This window comes from Streptomyces sp. NPDC026062 (genome assembly GCF_055568375.1).
Window position 1 is genome coordinate 141,550 of record NZ_JBVHOQ010000009.1, and the last position, 14,298, is coordinate 155,847.

The 14,298-nt window shown below is 70.9% G+C and carries 16 protein-coding genes; 5 read left to right on the forward strand and 11 right to left on the reverse strand.

Annotation, left to right across the window (positions count from 1 at the left end; all coding sequences use genetic code 11):
• Window positions 1–23: 23 nt before the first annotated feature.
• From rsmD to ACZ4LX_RS10845, 3 genes are all read right to left on the reverse strand, one after another.
• On the reverse strand, window positions 24–608 hold the full coding sequence (gene rsmD, locus ACZ4LX_RS10835; RefSeq protein ID WP_467640890.1) for a 16S rRNA (guanine(966)-N(2))-methyltransferase RsmD: 585 nt from the start codon (window positions 606–608) through the stop codon (window positions 24–26).
• Between the two features lie 162 nt (window positions 609–770).
• On the reverse strand, window positions 771–2,996 hold the full coding sequence (gene recG / locus ACZ4LX_RS10840; protein ID WP_467640893.1) for an ATP-dependent DNA helicase RecG: 2,226 nt from the start codon (window positions 2,994–2,996) through the stop codon (window positions 771–773).
• A 291-nt stretch (window positions 2,997–3,287) separates the two neighbouring features.
• Entirely contained in the window at window positions 3,288–4,916 is a 1,629-nt protein-coding gene (locus ACZ4LX_RS10845) for a DAK2 domain-containing protein (RefSeq protein WP_467640896.1), read from the reverse strand.
• 256 nt (window positions 4,917–5,172) lie between these two features.
• On the opposite strand from ACZ4LX_RS10845, the gene rpmB reads away from it, so the two are divergent.
• Window positions 5,173–5,358, forward strand: coding sequence for a 50S ribosomal protein L28 (rpmB, locus tag ACZ4LX_RS10850; protein WP_003965989.1), 186 nt, complete (start codon window positions 5,173–5,175; stop codon window positions 5,356–5,358).
• A gap of 117 nt (window positions 5,359–5,475) precedes the next feature.
• Here the strand turns inward: rpmB and thiD are convergent, their stop codons facing one another.
• Window positions 5,476–6,282 (reverse strand): bifunctional hydroxymethylpyrimidine kinase/phosphomethylpyrimidine kinase, encoded by an 807-nt coding sequence (thiD, locus tag ACZ4LX_RS10855; protein ID WP_467640899.1) that lies wholly within the window; start codon window positions 6,280–6,282, stop codon window positions 5,476–5,478.
• Window positions 6,283–6,292: 10 nt separating this feature from the next.
• The gene (locus ACZ4LX_RS10860; RefSeq protein WP_467640901.1) at window positions 6,293–7,264 is read right to left on the reverse strand and encodes a thiamine-phosphate kinase; all 972 of its coding nucleotides are present in this window, start codon (window positions 7,262–7,264) and stop codon (window positions 6,293–6,295) included.
• Between the two features lie 327 nt (window positions 7,265–7,591).
• Here ACZ4LX_RS10860 and ACZ4LX_RS10865 point away from each other — a divergent pair, with 327 nt between their 5' ends.
• Together ACZ4LX_RS10865 and ACZ4LX_RS10870 are read left to right on the forward strand one after the other, a co-directional pair.
• A complete protein-coding gene (locus tag ACZ4LX_RS10865; protein ID WP_360979368.1) occupies window positions 7,592–7,825 on the forward strand; it encodes an Lrp/AsnC family transcriptional regulator in 234 nt (77 codons plus the stop codon).
• A 20-nt stretch (window positions 7,826–7,845) separates the two neighbouring features.
• Entirely contained in the window at window positions 7,846–8,331 is a 486-nt protein-coding gene (locus tag ACZ4LX_RS10870; protein WP_467640905.1) for a DUF3515 domain-containing protein, read from the forward strand.
• A 51-nt stretch (window positions 8,332–8,382) separates the two neighbouring features.
• Here the strand turns inward: ACZ4LX_RS10870 and ACZ4LX_RS10875 are convergent, their stop codons facing one another.
• The 3 genes from ACZ4LX_RS10875 to ACZ4LX_RS10885 form a co-directional block, all read right to left on the reverse strand.
• Entirely contained in the window at window positions 8,383–9,540 is a 1,158-nt protein-coding gene (locus tag ACZ4LX_RS10875) for a D-alanine--D-alanine ligase family protein (RefSeq protein ID WP_467640908.1), read from the reverse strand.
• A gap of 111 nt (window positions 9,541–9,651) precedes the next feature.
• A complete protein-coding gene (locus tag ACZ4LX_RS10880; RefSeq protein ID WP_467640911.1) occupies window positions 9,652–10,662 on the reverse strand; it encodes an NAD(P)H-dependent glycerol-3-phosphate dehydrogenase in 1,011 nt (336 codons plus the stop codon).
• Window positions 10,659–11,411, reverse strand: a complete 753-nt coding sequence (locus ACZ4LX_RS10885; protein WP_467640914.1) for a lysophospholipid acyltransferase family protein — start codon at window positions 11,409–11,411, stop codon at window positions 10,659–10,661. Before ACZ4LX_RS10885 ends, ACZ4LX_RS10880 begins: the two co-directional genes overlap by 4 nt.
• A 160-nt stretch (window positions 11,412–11,571) precedes the next feature.
• Between ACZ4LX_RS10885 and cofC the strand changes: the two genes are divergently transcribed.
• Complete coding sequence (gene cofC, locus ACZ4LX_RS10890) at window positions 11,572–12,255, forward strand: 2-phospho-L-lactate guanylyltransferase (RefSeq protein WP_467640916.1); 684 nt, start codon at window positions 11,572–11,574, stop codon at window positions 12,253–12,255.
• A 10-nt stretch (window positions 12,256–12,265) separates the two neighbouring features.
• The gene (locus tag ACZ4LX_RS10895) at window positions 12,266–12,469 is read left to right on the forward strand and encodes a hypothetical protein (protein WP_326739002.1); all 204 of its coding nucleotides are present in this window, start codon (window positions 12,266–12,268) and stop codon (window positions 12,467–12,469) included.
• 88 nt (window positions 12,470–12,557) lie between these two features.
• Here ACZ4LX_RS10895 and ACZ4LX_RS10900 read toward each other — a convergent pair whose 3' ends face one another.
• The 3 genes from ACZ4LX_RS10900 to leuD form a co-directional block, all read right to left on the reverse strand.
• Window positions 12,558–13,226, reverse strand: a complete 669-nt coding sequence (locus ACZ4LX_RS10900) for an HU family DNA-binding protein (protein WP_467640919.1) — start codon at window positions 13,224–13,226, stop codon at window positions 12,558–12,560.
• 143 nt (window positions 13,227–13,369) lie between these two features.
• Complete coding sequence (locus ACZ4LX_RS10905) at window positions 13,370–13,597, reverse strand: SCO5555 family protein (protein WP_136330716.1); 228 nt, start codon at window positions 13,595–13,597, stop codon at window positions 13,370–13,372.
• Window positions 13,598–13,701: 104 nt separating this feature from the next.
• Entirely contained in the window at window positions 13,702–14,295 is a 594-nt protein-coding gene (gene leuD, locus ACZ4LX_RS10910) for a 3-isopropylmalate dehydratase small subunit (protein WP_467640923.1), read from the reverse strand.
• Between the last annotated feature and the right edge of the window lie 3 nt (window positions 14,296–14,298).

Sequence of the window (14,298 nt, forward strand, 5' to 3'; positions counted from 1 at the left end):
GGTTCCCTCGCTCTCCGGTCCGGTCATCGTGCGTCTTCGCACGTAGCGGCGGCGCGACCGTACCAAAACGTTCCCTCGCCGTAGCGACGGGTCCGCAATGGCTCGAATCCCTTGGGCCAGCTGAATTCTCCGCCTCTGGTGCTGCGTTCTACCGTGACGAGCGCATCGGCTGTGAGCCACCCCTGGGCACGGAGTGTGAGCAGGATCTCGCGAAGATCGTCGTCGGTGACGGCGTAGGGAGGGTCGAGGAAGACCACGTCGTACGGATCGGCGGGTGCCGGTCCTGTCACGATCTGTTCGGCTTTGCCGGCTCGGACCTCGGCGCCGGGCAGGCCGAGCGTGCGGACGTTGTCGCGGACCGCGCGGACGGCCTTGGCGTCGGTCTCGACGAGCAGGGCGTGGACCGCTCCGCGGGAGAGCGCTTCGAGGCCGACGGCTCCCGAACCCGCGTAGAGGTCGGCGATCCGGATGCCGTCGAGCGTGCCGAGGAGCGCCTGCCAGGTGGAGAACAGGCCCTCTCGCGCGCGGTCGGAGGTCGGGCGGGTGCCGGTGCCGGGCGGGACGGCCAGGCGGCGTCCGCCGGCCACGCCTGCGATCACGCGGGTCATGGGTGTCTGGTCCTCGGTTCGGGGCGGCGCGCAGGGTGCTGCGGGCGCCGTGCCACCCACGATATGGCGTCGGGGCTGCCGGGGCTCCCCCCGGGCGCCCGCCCCTCCCCCTGCTGCCCGGTGCCGCCGCCTCTCCCCCTGCTGCCCTGTTGCCGCCGCGGGTCACCCCTTGTCCAGGTACTCCTCGCGGTCCTTGTCGAGCAGGGCGTCCAGGGCGATGCGCAGCTCGGGCAGGTGCTCCAGGTCCGGGTCGGCGGCCACGACCGTGACGGCCTCCTGACGGGCGGCGGCGATGACCTCCTCGTCGTCGATCACACTCAGGACCCGGAGCGAGGAGCGGACCCCGGACTGGGCCTGCCCGAGGACGTCGCCCTCGCGCCGCTGTTCGAGGTCGATCCGGGAGAGTTCGAAGCCGTCGAGGGTGGCGGCGACGGCGGAGAGCCGGGCCCGCGCGGGGCTCGCCTCGTGCGCCTCGCTGACCAGCAGGCAGAGCCCGGGAGCGGATCCCCGGCCCACCCGGCCGCGCAGCTGGTGGAGCTGGGAGACGCCGAACCGGTCGGCGTCCATGATCACCATCGCGGTGGCGTTGGGGACGTTGACCCCCACCTCGATGACGGTGGTGGCGACCAGGACGTCGACCTGGCCGGCCGCGAAGCGGCGCATCACGTCGTCCTTGTCGTCGGGGTGCATCCTGCCGTGCAGCACCTCGATCCGCAGACCGGTCAGCGGGCCCTTGGCCAGCTGCTCGGCGATCTCCAGGACGGCGAGCGGAGGACGCTTGTCCCCCTCCGCCCCGGCCTCCTTCTCCTCTGCGGTCTTCTTCCCCTTCTTCCTGGCCGCTTCGTCCTCGTCGTCGCCGATGCGGGGGCAGACCACGTAGGCCTGGTGGCCGTTCTCCACCTCTTCGCGGACCCGTTCCCAGGCGCGGCTGAGGAAATGGGGTTTGTCCTTGGCGGGGACGACATGGCTGGCGATGGGCGAGCGGCCGGCCGGGAGCTGGTCCAGGACGGAGGTCTCCAGGTCACCGAAGACGGTCATGGCGACCGTACGGGGAATGGGGGTGGCCGTCATGACGAGCAGATGCGGGGGCTGCTTGCCCTTGGAGCGCAGGGCGTCGCGCTGTTCCACCCCGAAGCGGTGCTGCTCGTCGACGACGACCAGGCCCAGGTCGTGGAACCTGACCTTGTCCTCGATCAGGGCGTGCGTACCGATGACGATGCCGGCCTCGCCCGTGACCAGGTCCAGAAGTGCCTGGCGGCGAGCGGCCATGCCCATCGAGCCGGTGAGCAGCACCACCTTCGTACCCTGGTCGGAGCCGCCCAGCATGCCACCCTCGGCCAGCTCCCCCATCATCTCGGTGACCGACCGGTGGTGCTGCTGCGCGAGGACCTCGGTGGGCGCGAGCATCGCGGCCTGGCCACCGGTGTCGACCACGGCGAGCATGGCGCGCAGGGCGACCAACGTCTTGCCGGAGCCGACTTCCCCCTGGAGCAGCCGGTGCATGGGGTGCTCGGTGGCCAGCTCGTCGAAGATCTCCTTGGAGACCTTGACCTGGCCGTCGGTGAGGGTGAACGGCAGTTTGGCGTCGAAGGCGTCGAGGAGTCCGCCGGTCACCGGTCTGCGGGCGACGGCGGGCAGCTGGGTGTCCGCGTATCTGCGGCGGGCCAGGGCGACCTGGAGGATGAAGGCCTCGTCCCATTTCAGGCGGTCCCTGGCCTCGGCGACGTCGGCCTTGGTCCGCGGCCGGTGGATCTTCACCAGGGCCTCGGGCAGCGCGGTGAAGCCGCGGCCCTCGCGCAGTGCGGGCGGCAGCGGGTCCACGGCCTCCTGCGCGCTGGGCAGCACGGCGTCGACCGCCTTGGCGATGCGCCAGGAGTCGAGCTGCTTGCAGGCGGGGTAGATCGGGAGCAGCTTGCCTGCGAAGGCGTCGACGGCCTCGGTCGCCCCGGCCTCGTCGGCGGTCTCCGCGTCGAGCAGCTGGTACGTGGGGTGGGCCAGCTGCATCTTGCGGTTGAAGACGGAGACCTTGCCGGCGAACATGGCGCGCCGCCCCGGCAGCAGCTCCTTGTGCGGCTTGTGGACGCCGTGGCCGAAGAAGACCAGCTGGAGCCTGCCGTGGCCGTCGGTGAGCGTCACTTCGAGGCGCTTTCCCCGGCCGCCGTTGAACGTCATCACGCGGGCGTCCTGGACCTGGGCGACGACCGTCACATGCTCTTCGAGCGGGAGGTCGGTCAGCGCCGTGAGCCGGCCGCGCTCCTCGTACCGCCGCGGGTAGTGATGGAGGAGATCACCGACCGTGTGCAGGTCGAGGTGTTCGGCCATCACCTTCGCGGTGGCGCCGCCGAGCAGCTTCTTGAGGGGTTCATCGAACGCAGACACGCGATCCATTGCACACCACGCCACCGACAGTTGTCCGCCGGGCGCCACCGGGCCCCTCAAAAGTCCTGGTCACCACCGTGTCGGCGCGCCCGGGACCGGCTCCCACGCTGCTCGTTCGCGATCACCCGACCAGGGTTCGCCCGGCCCGCGCTGTCGCTCCTTCCAGGGGGATCTGCGCGGGCAGGTCGACGTTCTCTCCTCTCATCCGCACTCCTCTCCCCGCGTCTGTGTGCGCGAACTCCGGGCCGCGGGCCGCCCGCAGAAGTGGGGCGGTGGACGCGACAGCGGTGGAGGCCGGTGTCACTCCACGCCGATCAGCAGCGGAGCGCACTGGTGGCCGCCTCGGTAGACCACCGTGTCCACCGCCAGGTAGCCCTCACGGACATGTACGTCCAGTGCGTCCGCCAGGGCGTCGGGGACGTCCTCGCCGAGGACCAGCGTGACGAGTTCGCCGCCCGCCGACAGCATCCGGTCCAGCACCTTGCGGGCCGTTTCGGGGACGTCCTCGCCGATGACGGCGACATCGCCGTCGATCAGGCCGAGGATGTCGCCGGCCTGGCAGATGCCCGCCATGGTCCAGGACTGCCGCTCGGCGACGGCCAGTTCGGCGTAGCGGGTGGCGCCGGCCGCCGCGGTCATCGCGACGACGTCCTCATCGAAGCTGCGGTCCGGTTCGTGGACGGCCAGGGCGGCAATGCCCTGGACCGCGGCCCTGGTCGGGATGATGGCGACCCGGATGCCCTCGGCCCTGGCCTGTTCGGCGGCGGCCGCGGCGGTGTGGCGCAGGTCCCCGTCGTTGGGCAGGAGCACCACCTCGCGGGCGTGCGCGCGGCGGATGGCGTCGACGAGTTCGCCGCTGGCTGGGGGCTCACCGGGCCGCGCGAGCACCGTCGTCGCGCCCGCCTCCGCGCACAGGCCGCCGAGGCCGTCGCCCGGGACGACCACGACGACCGCGCGCTGGGCGGGCTCGGGGCGGGCGTGCACCCGGTCCGCGGCGAAGTGGGTGATCCGGATGCGGTACGGACGCCCGGCCTCGACTCCGGCCTCCACCGCCGCTCCCGCGTCGTCGACGTGCACATGGACGTTCCACAGTCCGTCGCCGCCGACCACCACGAGGGAATCGCCCAGCCCGTCGAGCCGGCCCCTGAGCCGCTCCACGGCCTCGTCGCCGGCCTCCAGCAGGTAGATGACCTCGAAGGCCGGTCCGTCCTGCGGCTCGTCACCCGCGGGGCAGTCCACGGCAACGGGAACGATCGGTGCCGTGGACGAGACGGGCGCCCCTTGCGGAGCCCGGCCCGAGACCGCCTCGACCAGTGCGCCGAGCACCGTCACCAGACCCCGTCCGCCGGCGTCGACGACCCCGGCACGGCCGAGCACGGCGAGCTGCCCGGGGGTCGCGTCCAGGGCCTTCCGTGCCCCCTCGTACGCCGTCTGGGCCACCTCGGACGCTCCCGCGCCGTCCGGTGTCCGCCCCGCCGCTTCGGCGGCCTGGGCGGCCACGGTCAGGACCGTGCCCTCGACGGGGTGGGCGACCGCCTCGCGGGCCGACTCCGCGGCCCTGGCCAGCGCGGCGCGCAGCGAGCCGGTTCCCGCGCCTTCGGCCAGTACCCCGGCCATGCCGCGCAGCAGCTGGGCCAGGATCGTGCCGGAGTTCCCGCGGGCTCCGATCAGCGCCCCGTGCGCCATGGCGCGCATCGCGTCGGCGGTGGAGGGTGCCGAGGTGCCGGTCTCATGGGCGGCGAATACGGCCTCGACGGCCGCCGCCGCTGATTCCACGGTCAGGTAGAGATTGGTTCCGGTGTCGCCGTCGGCGACGGGATACACGTTGATCGCGTCGATGGCCTCGCGCTCCCGGCCCAGTGCGTCCAGCGCCAGTGAGCACCAGGTACGCACCGCGACGGCGTCCAGGTCGTCGGCGGGCTGCGGCACCTGATGGTCCTCCTCGAAAACGCGTACCGGGACGGCGGGCTGACCGCAGAGTAGCCCCGGCGGGCGGCGGGGACGGGGCCAGGGGCGGGACGGGCGGCTGTGGACCCATGGTAGTTTCGTATCTCCGACGCAGCCGTTGTATGCTGCTTCGGTTGCCCGACGAGAGTCGGGAACATCCCCCGGTACCGCCACTTCAGTCAATGAATCCGGCGTGCCGGAATTCACTGTAAGTGCATCTGAAGTTTTGGAGTGACCCGTGGCTGCCAACTGCGACGTTTGCGGCAAGGGGCCGAGCTTCGGCAACAGCATTTCGCACTCGCACCGCCGTACGTCCCGTCGCTGGAATCCCAACATCCAGCGCGTGCGTGCCGTGGTCGGGCGGACGCCGAAGCGGCTCAACGTCTGCACCTCGTGCATCAAGGCCGGCAAGGTCGCGCGCTGACGTTCCCGTCGTAGCGCAGCCCTACCGGTTGCCCAAAAAGCCGGTCCACCTCGGTGGACCGGCTTTTTGCTGTGCTCCGGCGGCGGAGGCGTCGCCCCGGCGGTGGCCGGGGCCCGCTCAGCGGCCGCGCAGCCGCCAGCCGTGATCGACCGGGCCGATCCCCGATCCCAGGGGGAAGCCCGCCGCGATCGCGCCGGTGACATAGGCCTTCGCGGCCCGTACCGCCGTGGGCACGTCCTGCCCCAGGGCCAGTCCGCAGGCGATGGCGGATGCGAGAGTGCAGCCCGTGCCGTGGGTATGGCGGTTGTCGTGGCGGGGGGCGCGCAGCCAGTGCTCCCGCGAACCGTCCGTGAGCAGGTCCACGGGTTCGCCCGGCAGATGTCCGCCCTTGACGACGACCCAGCGGGGCCCGTGTCCGAGCAGTGCGGCCGCCGCCTGCCGCATTCCGGTCTCGTCGGTGACCGTGATGCCGGTGAGCTGTGCCACTTCGTCGAGGTTCGGGGTCGCCACGGTCGCGACGGGCAGCAGCTTCGTACGGACCGAGTCGAGCGCCTCGGCCGCCAGCAGCGGGTCTCCGTGTTTGGAGACGCCGACCGGGTCCACGACGACGGGGGCGTCCGTCCCGGCGAGAAGTCCGGCGACGGTCTCGACAAGCAGGGCCGACGCCAGCATCCCGGTCTTGACCGCGTTCACGCCGATGTCGTCCACGACGCTGCGGTACTGGGCACGTACGGCCTCCGCGGGCAGCTCCCAGGCGCCCTGCACGCCCTGTGAGTTCTGTGCGGTGACGGCGGTCAGGACGCTCATGCCGTGCGTACCGAAGGCCAGCATCGTCTTCAGGTCGGCCTGGATGCCCGCACCGCCGCCGGAATCGGATCCGGCGACGGTGAGCACACGGGGCGGTACGGCGGAAGGTATCGGCATACGCCGCAATCTACTGGGCGTCCTCGATGTCGCCGAAGTGGTCCCACCCGTTCTTGGCCGTCCAGGGCGCCCCGTCGACGGTCACCTGCGGCAGCGCCGAGGGGTTGAGGACCTCACCGATCACCTTCCAGCGGGCCGGCAGCTTCACGTCGGACGGGAACGTCGCGACGATCGCGTGGTCCTCGCCGCCGGTGAGCACCCACTGGAGCGGGTCCACGCCGACGGCCTGCCCGATGTCGGACATCTGCGACGGGATGTCGATGAGCCCGGAGCGCAGGTCGATACGGACCTTGCTGGCCTCGGCGATGTGGCCGAGGTCGGCGACGAGCCCGTCACTGACGTCCGTCATCGCGGTGGCGCCGAGCCCGGCTGCCGCGGGACCCGCGTGGTACGGCGGTTCGGGGCGGCGGTGGGCCTCCACGAAGGCGCGGGGCGAGCGGAAGCCGCGCGAGAGCACAGCGTATCCGGCGGCGGACCAGCCGAGCCAGCCGGTGACGGCGACGACGTCGCCGGGCTGGGCGCCCGCCCTGGTGACGGGTTCGTGGTTGCGCAGATCGCCGAGCGCGGTGATCGCGACGGTGATGGTGTCACCGCGCACCACGTCCCCGCCGACCACGGCCGCCCCCGCGACCTGGCACTCGTCCATGATGCCGTCCATCAGCTCCCCGGCCCAGGTGACCGGGAGTTCGGCCGGGACGACGAGGCCGAGGAGCAGTGCGGTGGGCACGGCGCCCATGGCCGCGATGTCGGCCAGGTTCTGCGCGGCGGCCTTGCGGCCGACGTCGTACGCCGTCGACCAGTCCCGCCGGAAGTGCCGCCCCTCCAGCAGGATGTCCGTGCTCGCCACGACCCTTCGGTCGGGGGCGGTGATGACCGCGGCGTCGTCGCCGGGCCCCAGCCGTACCGCCGGAGTGGTGGTGAGCCGGGAGGTCAGTTCCCTGATGAGCCCGAACTCCCCCAACTCGCCCACGGTTCCCTTCACCGAGTCTCACCTCTCATCTATGGGGCCGGACGGGCGTCCGGCCCGCTTCACCGGCCGGGCGCCCGTCCGGCGTGGAGCGCGGCCGCCGACGAGGGCGGCCGTCCGTCGTGCTGGTCACGGGCGCGCGCGTCCCCCGTCCGCGCCGCTGAGCTTGCGGTCGCGGGCCTTCACCGCTGTCGGTACCGTCAAGGGATACGTCAACTTGTGCGCTCCGTACGCCACGCTGTGGGCGTCATCCGGCCCACAGGTCTCCCCGCGGCCCTCGGCAACGCGATAACGTGGCGTCCCTTTCCCCCACATGATCCTCGTGGCCGCCCTGGAGGTTCCGTGGTACAGGCGTACATCCTTATCCAGACCGAGGTGGGCAAGGCGTCGACCGTCGCCGAGACCATCTCCAAGATTCCGGGAGTGATCCAGGCAGAGGACGTCACCGGTCCCTACGACGTGATCGTGCGCGCCCAGGCCGACACGGTCGATGAACTCGGCCGCATGGTGGTCGCCAAAGTCCAGCAGGTGGAAGGCATCACCAGAACCCTGACCTGTCCGGTCGTTCACCTGTAGCCCCCGTCTACGCTGGGCCGGTGACATCTTCCTGCCGCCGGCTCCTCCACCCCGTGCTCCTCGGTCCGTCCGCCGCCCTGGTCCTCATGGCTGCGGCGGGCTGCACCTCCACGGACCCCTCGGCATCGGTCACGGTGCCCACGCCGTCCTCGGAAGCCGCAGCCTACTGCCGTGCGCTGCACAAGGAGCTGCCGAGTTCCGTCGCCGGTCTGGAGCGCAGTGATCCCGCGCCCCGTTCGGATCTGACCGCCGGGTGGGGGGACGGGGCGATCGTACTGCGCTGCGGTGTCGCCCGCCCCGCGAAGATGAACGACGCCCAGTCGAAGGCCGCCGAGGCGAACGGCGTCAACTGGCTGCTGGAGCAGGAGGAGGACGGCGGGCCGCGCTTCACGACGACCCTGCGCAAGGCGTACGTCGAGGTGACCCTCTCGTCGGCGTACGCGCACGACGCGACCCCGCTGGCGGCCTTCGCGCCGGCGGTCAAGAAGACGGTGCCCAGCATGTAGGGAGTGCGCTCCGGGCGGAGCGCACTCCCTGTGCTGTGCCGGTGCGCGCCCTCAGCGCAGGCCGGTCGGCCGGTCCAGCGCCGCCTGGATGAGCCGGTCGACCAGCTGCTGATAGCTGACGCCACTCTCCTGCCACATGCGCGGGTACATGGAGATCGGGGTGAATCCCGGCAGGGTGTTGATCTCGTTGATGACGAAGCCGCCGTCCTCGGTGAGGAAGAAGTCGGCGCGCACCAGGCCCTCGCAGGAGGTGGCCTCGAAGGCCTCGACCGCGAGCCGCTGGACCTCGGCGGTCTCCTCGGCGGTGAGCGGGGCGGGCACGATCCCGGACGCCGCGTCGATGTACTTGGCCTCGAAGTCGTAGAAGTCGTGCGAGGTGACCGGGGGGATCTCGGCGGGCACGCTGGCGCGCGGGCCGTCCTCGAACTCCAGCACCCCGCACTCGATCTCGCGGCCCCGCAGCAACGACTCCACAAGGAACTTGGGGTCGTGGCGGCGGGCCTCGACGATCGCCTCGTCGAGACCGGAGGCGTCGTCGACCTTGGTGATACCGATGGACGAGCCGGCCCGGGCGGGCTTGATGAAGAGCGGCCAGCCGTGCTCGTCGGCGAAGTCCGTGATGCGCGCGCGGGCGCCCTGGGGGTCGTTGTCCCACTCGCGGGGACGCACGACCAGGTACGGCCCGACGGGGAGCCCGAAGGAGGTGAAGACGCGCTTCATGTACTCCTTGTCCTGGCCGACCGCCGACGCGAGGACTCCGGCGCCGACATACGGCACACCGGAGAGCTCCAGGAGGCCCTGGAGCGTGCCGTCCTCACCGTAGGGACCGTGCAGGACGGGGAAGACGACGTCGACCTCGCCGAGCGCCTTGGGGACGCATCCGGGCTCGCTGTAGACCACTTCGCGGCTGCCGGGATCGACGGAGAGCACCACGCCGCCCTCGTCGGACTCGGCCAGCTGTGCCACGTCGGGCATCTTCCGGTCCGTGATGGCCATGCGTTCGGGCTCGTCCGCGGTGAGCGCCCAGCGGCCGTCCGTCGTGATGCCGATCGGCAGTACGTCGTACTTCGTCCGGTCGATCGCGTTCAGGACCGCACCGGCCGTGACCACCGAAATGCCGTGCTCGGAACTGCGGCCGCCGAACACGACGGCCACACGCGGCTTGCGGAGCTGCTGCTCCGTGCTCTGGGGGAGGTTCTCGCTGCTCATATCGCGACGAGCGTACCTTCTGGTAGGGGTCACGTCAGCGCGGCCCGGGCCGCCCGGCGGGTGAACCGCCGTGGGGGGGCTGCGCCCAACCCCGGGCCGCCCGGCGGCCTCTCAGTGCCGCTCGGCCTTGGCGCTGCGCGACATCAGTTCCTTGAGCGCGACCATCGGCGGCTTGCCCTCGTGGACGATGCCGACGACCGTCTCGGCGATGGGCATCTCGACGCCGTACCTGCGGGCCAGGTCGAGCACGGATTCGCACGACTTGACGCCCTCGGCAGTCTGCTTGGTGACCGCGATGGTCTCCTGGAGCGTCATGCCCCGGCCGAGGTTGACGCCGAAGGTGTGGTTGCGCGAGAGCGGCGACGAACAGGTCGCCACCAGGTCACCGAGGCCGGCGAGTCCGGAGAAGGTCAGCGGGTCGGCGCCCATGGCGACGCCCAGCCGGATGGTCTCGGCGAGTCCGCGGGTGATGAGCGAGCCCTTGGTGTTGTCGCCCAGGCCCATGCCGTCGGCGATGCCGACGGCCAGCCCGATGACGTTCTTGACGGCGCCGCCCAGTTCGCAGCCGACCACGTCGGTGCTGGTGTACGGGCGGAAGTACGGGGTGTGGCAGGCGGTCTGGAGGCGGCGCGCGACGGACTCGTCCCGGCAGGCCACGACGGCCGCGGCGGGCCGGCGTTCGGCGATCTCCTTGGCGAGGTTGGGCCCGGTGACGACGGCCACACGGTCGGCCGGGACCTGGGCGACGTCCTCGATGACCTCGCTCATCCGCTTCGCGGTGCCGAGTTCGACGCCCTTCATCAGGGAGACGAGTACCGTCTGCGGCTCCAGGTGCGGGGCCCACGCGGCGAGATTGGCCCGCAGCGTCTGGGACGGCACGACGAGCACCGCGAAGTCGGCACCACGCAGCGCCTCGGCGGCGTCCGTGGTGGCCCGCACCGACGCGGGAAGTTCGATGCCCGGCAGATAGTCCGGGTTGGTGCGCGTGGTGTTGACGGCCTCGGCGACCTCGGCCCGGCGGCCCCAGAGCGTGACCTCGCAGCCCGCGTCCGCGAGAATCATGCCGAAGGCCGTACCCCACGAGCCCGTTCCGAAGACGGCCGCCTTTACGGGGTGCGTCACTTGGTTCCCTCTCCTTCGGCCTTGCGCCGTTGTTCCGCACGGGCCTTGCGATGGTCGTAGAGCTCGGCGGGCGCCTTCTCGCCGCGCACCTCCGCGAGCTGCGCGGTGACGGCGGCCATGATGGCCTCGGTCGCCTCGCGCAGCACGTCGGGCGTGGGTTCCTGGCCGTAGAACCGGGAGAGGTCGACGGGCGGTCCTGCCTGCACCTGGAGGGTCTTGCGGGGGAAGAACCGCATCTTCTTCTCCGTGGCGTAGGGCGGCACCGCCAGGTTGGCGCCCCACTGCGCGACGGGGATGACCGGGGCCCTGGTCATCAACGCGACGCGGGCGGCGCCGGTCTTGGCGGCCATCGGCCACATCTCGGGGTCCCGCGTGAGGGTGCCCTCGGGGTAGAAGGCGACGCACTCGCCGCGCGCGATGGCGTCGACGGCGGCCCTGAAGGCGTCCAGCGCGTTCGTGGTCTCGCGGTACACCGGGATCTGGCCGGTGCCGCGCAGCATCATCCCGACGAAGGGGGCCTTGAAGAGACCGGCCTTGGCGAGGAACCTCGGCACCCGTCCGGTGTTGTACTGGAAGTGCCCGTACGAAAGAGGGTCCAGGTACGAGTTGTGGTTGACCGCGGTGATGAATCCGCCGTCGGCCGGAATGTGTTCCATTCCCCGCCAGTCGCGCTTGAACAGAATCACCAGCGGCGGTTTCGCGATGACCGCCGCCAGGCGGTACCAGAAGCCGATTCTGCGGCGGGACACTCGGACACCTTCCTCTAAGACCTGACTGTGGAGCTCACTGCTGGCTGACTACCGACGGTCAAGTCTCGCCCCAGGCCCCTGCTCTGTCGAGAACACCGTACGCCTCGCCTTCGGGACCGACCCTCCGGGTTGTCGTACCGGCAGGCGACAATAGGCGGCCATGCGCATCGAAGGGGAGACCGCCACGAACACCGACCCGACCGGCCCCTGGTCACTGGTCGTCCCGTTGAAGCCCCTGGCGCACGCCAAGAGCAGGCTGGCGCCCGCTTCCGGCGCTCTGCTGCGGCCCCGGCTCGCCCTGGCCTTCGCCCGGGACACCGTGTCCGCCGCGCTGTCCTGCCCGGGGGTCACCGATGTGGTGGTCGTCACGGACGACACGGCGGCCGGGGCGGCGCTTGCGGCTCTCGGGGCCCGGATCGTCGCCGACACTCCTGCCGTCGGGCTCAACGCCGCCCTCGCACACGGTGAACGCGCGGTGCGGTCGGCCCGTCCCCGGGCGGCCGTCGCCGCGCTCAACGCCGATCTGCCCGCATTGCGGGCGGCGGAATTGTCTCGCGTACTCGAATTCTCCGCCGCTTTTCCCCGGGCCTTTGTGACCGATGCCGCGGGAATCGGAACAACGTTTCTCTCCGCTGGGCCAGGAGTGGAATTGCGCCCCGCTTTCGGTGGTCCTTCGAGAGCCAGGCATCTCGCCTCGGGGGCCACGGAGGTCACGCTGTCCGGTATCGATTCGGTGCGCCAGGACGTGGACACGGGCGACGATCTGCGGGCCGCGCTGGCCCTGGGCGTCGGCCCCTACACCGCGGGGCGCTGGGCCGCGAGGGCCCGGGCCGCGGACCGATAGGCTGCCGCCCATGCAGGCGACCTCGTACACGTACGACCCCGAGACCCGCACCGGCAGCGTGCTGCTCGACGACGGCACCCCGGTGGACTTCGACGCCCCGGCCTTCGACGCCGGCGGCCTGCGGCTGCTGCGTCCGGGGCAGCGGGTGCGGATCGAGGGCCGGGGCGAGGGCGCCGGGCTGCACATCACCCTGGTGACGCTCCAGACGTTCTGAGACCGGCCGGGCCCGGAAAAGCCCGCGGGCCGGGCTCCCCGAGGGGAGCCCGGCCCGGCGCGTGTGAGGAGCCCTGTGGAGCCGGTCCTCACTTCTTGCGTGCAGTGGCCTTCTTGGCCGTGGTCTTGCGCGCGGTGGTCTTCTTGGCGGGCGCCTTCTTCGCCGTGGTCTTCTTGGCGGGCGCGGTCTTGGCCGCGACGGCCTTCTTGGCCGCCGTCGCGGTCTTCTTCGCCGCCGGGGCCGCCTTCTTCGCGGCCGCCGTGGTCTTCTTCGCCGCCGCGGAGGTCTTCTTCGCGGCGGTCTTCTTGGCGGCTGTGGTCTTCGCCGCTGCCACGGTCTTCTTGGCGGTGGCCTTCTTCGCCACGGCCTTCTTGGCGGTCGCCTTCTTCGCGGCGGCCTTGGCCGTCGTACGGGTGGAAGATCCGCCCGAGAGGCTGCCCTTGGGGGCCTTCTTCACGGCCACGTCGTTCTTGGGGAGCTTCTTCGAGCCGCTCACCAGGTCCTTGAAGCCCTGTCCCGCACGGAAGCGGGGCACCGAGGTCTTCTTGACCCGTACGCGCTCACCCGTCTGCGGGTTGCGGGCGTAACGGGCGGGGCGGTCGACCTTCTCGAACGAGCCGAAGCCGGTGACCGAAACCCGGTCACCTGCGACAACCGCACGAACGATCGCGTCGAGCACCGCATCGACGGCGTCCGCGGCCTGCTGACGGCCGCCGACCTTGTCGGCAATCGCTTCTACGAGCTGCGCCTTGTTCACGTCTTCCCCTTCGGAGACATCGCCCGAACGAAACTGTTCAGGCTTTTTCGCACGTTAGGCAGATATATACCGCAAATCAAACACGAAACGGGCTAATCACCCTAGTGCCGCAACGAAGTCGACCGCTGCACAGTTCCGCAGAGTCAGTCACCTTCGGGGAATCGGCCCTCATCGAGGTCCTTCATCAACCGGTCCAGACGCCTTGCCGCATCCGGGAGATCGTGCTTTGCCGCGGCCGTGACGACCAACAGCTTCCGGTTCAGCGCCATCCGTACGCCCTCCGGGACTTGCAGTGCACGCACTCGCGAGTGCGCTTCCTTCAATTGGTCGGCGACTTGGCCGTAAAGCTTGAGTTGGCTGTCGCGTTCCATGCACCGATTGTGCCATCTGGGGCGAGTTGTCGCCCGACGGGGGCTCAACAAGCGACTGCGCCCCCTACCAGAAGGCAGGGGGCGCAGTACGGGAAACGTGCTGCTCAGGCGCTAATTGTACGGGGCTTGTGGGCCGGCCTGGCCGCCTCGTAGGCCGCGATGTCCGCTTCGTTCTGCAGGGTGAGGCTGATGTCGTCCAGGCCGTTCAGCAGCCGCCAGCGGGCGTTCTCGTCGAGCTCGAAGTCGGCCGTGATTCCCTCGGCGAGGACCTGCCTCTTCTCCAGGTCGACGGTGACCTCGGCGGTCGGGTCGGCCTCGGTCAGCTCCCACAGGGCGTCGACCACCTGCTGGTCCAGGACCACGGTCAACAGCCCGTTCTTCAACGAGTTGCCCCGGAAGATATCGGCGAACCGGGAGGAGATGACGGCCTTGAAGCCGTAGTTCTGGAGGGCCCAGACGGCGTGCTCGCGAGACGATCCGGTACCGAAGTCGGGACCTGCCACCAGGACCGAGGCCCCCTTGCGCTCCGGGCGGTTGAGGACGAAGTCCCCGTCCTTGCGCCAGGCCTCGAAGAGCCCGTCCTCGAAGCCGTCCCGGGTGACCTTCTTCAGCCAGTGGGCCGGAATGATCTGGTCGGTGTCCACGTTGCTGCGGCGCAGCGGGACGGCCCGGCCGGTGTGTGCGGTGAAAGCTTCCATGAT

Bases quoted from the DNA above. Each gene is read 5' to 3' on its own strand.
- rsmD (WP_467640890.1), bottom strand. From the start codon at position 608: ATGACCCGCGTGATCGCAGGCGTGGCCGGCGGACGCCGCCTGGCCGTC.
- recG (WP_467640893.1), bottom strand. From the start codon at position 2,996: ATGGATCGCGTGTCTGCGTTCGATGAACCCCTCAAGAAGCTGCTCGGC.
- thiD (WP_467640899.1), bottom strand. From the start codon at position 6,282: ATGCCGATACCTTCCGCCGTACCGCCCCGTGTGCTCACCGTCGCCGGA.
- ACZ4LX_RS10875 (WP_467640908.1), bottom strand. From the start codon at position 9,540: ATGAGCAGCGAGAACCTCCCCCAGAGCACGGAGCAGCAGCTCCGCAAG.
- cofC (WP_467640916.1), top strand. From the start codon at position 11,572: ATGCGCATCGAAGGGGAGACCGCCACGAACACCGACCCGACCGGCCCC.
- ACZ4LX_RS10895 (WP_326739002.1), top strand. From the start codon at position 12,266: ATGCAGGCGACCTCGTACACGTACGACCCCGAGACCCGCACCGGCAGC.
- ACZ4LX_RS10905 (WP_136330716.1), bottom strand. From the start codon at position 13,597: ATGGAACGCGACAGCCAACTCAAGCTTTACGGCCAAGTCGCCGACCAA.
- leuD (WP_467640923.1), bottom strand. From the start codon at position 14,295: ATGGAAGCTTTCACCGCACACACCGGCCGGGCCGTCCCGCTGCGCCGC.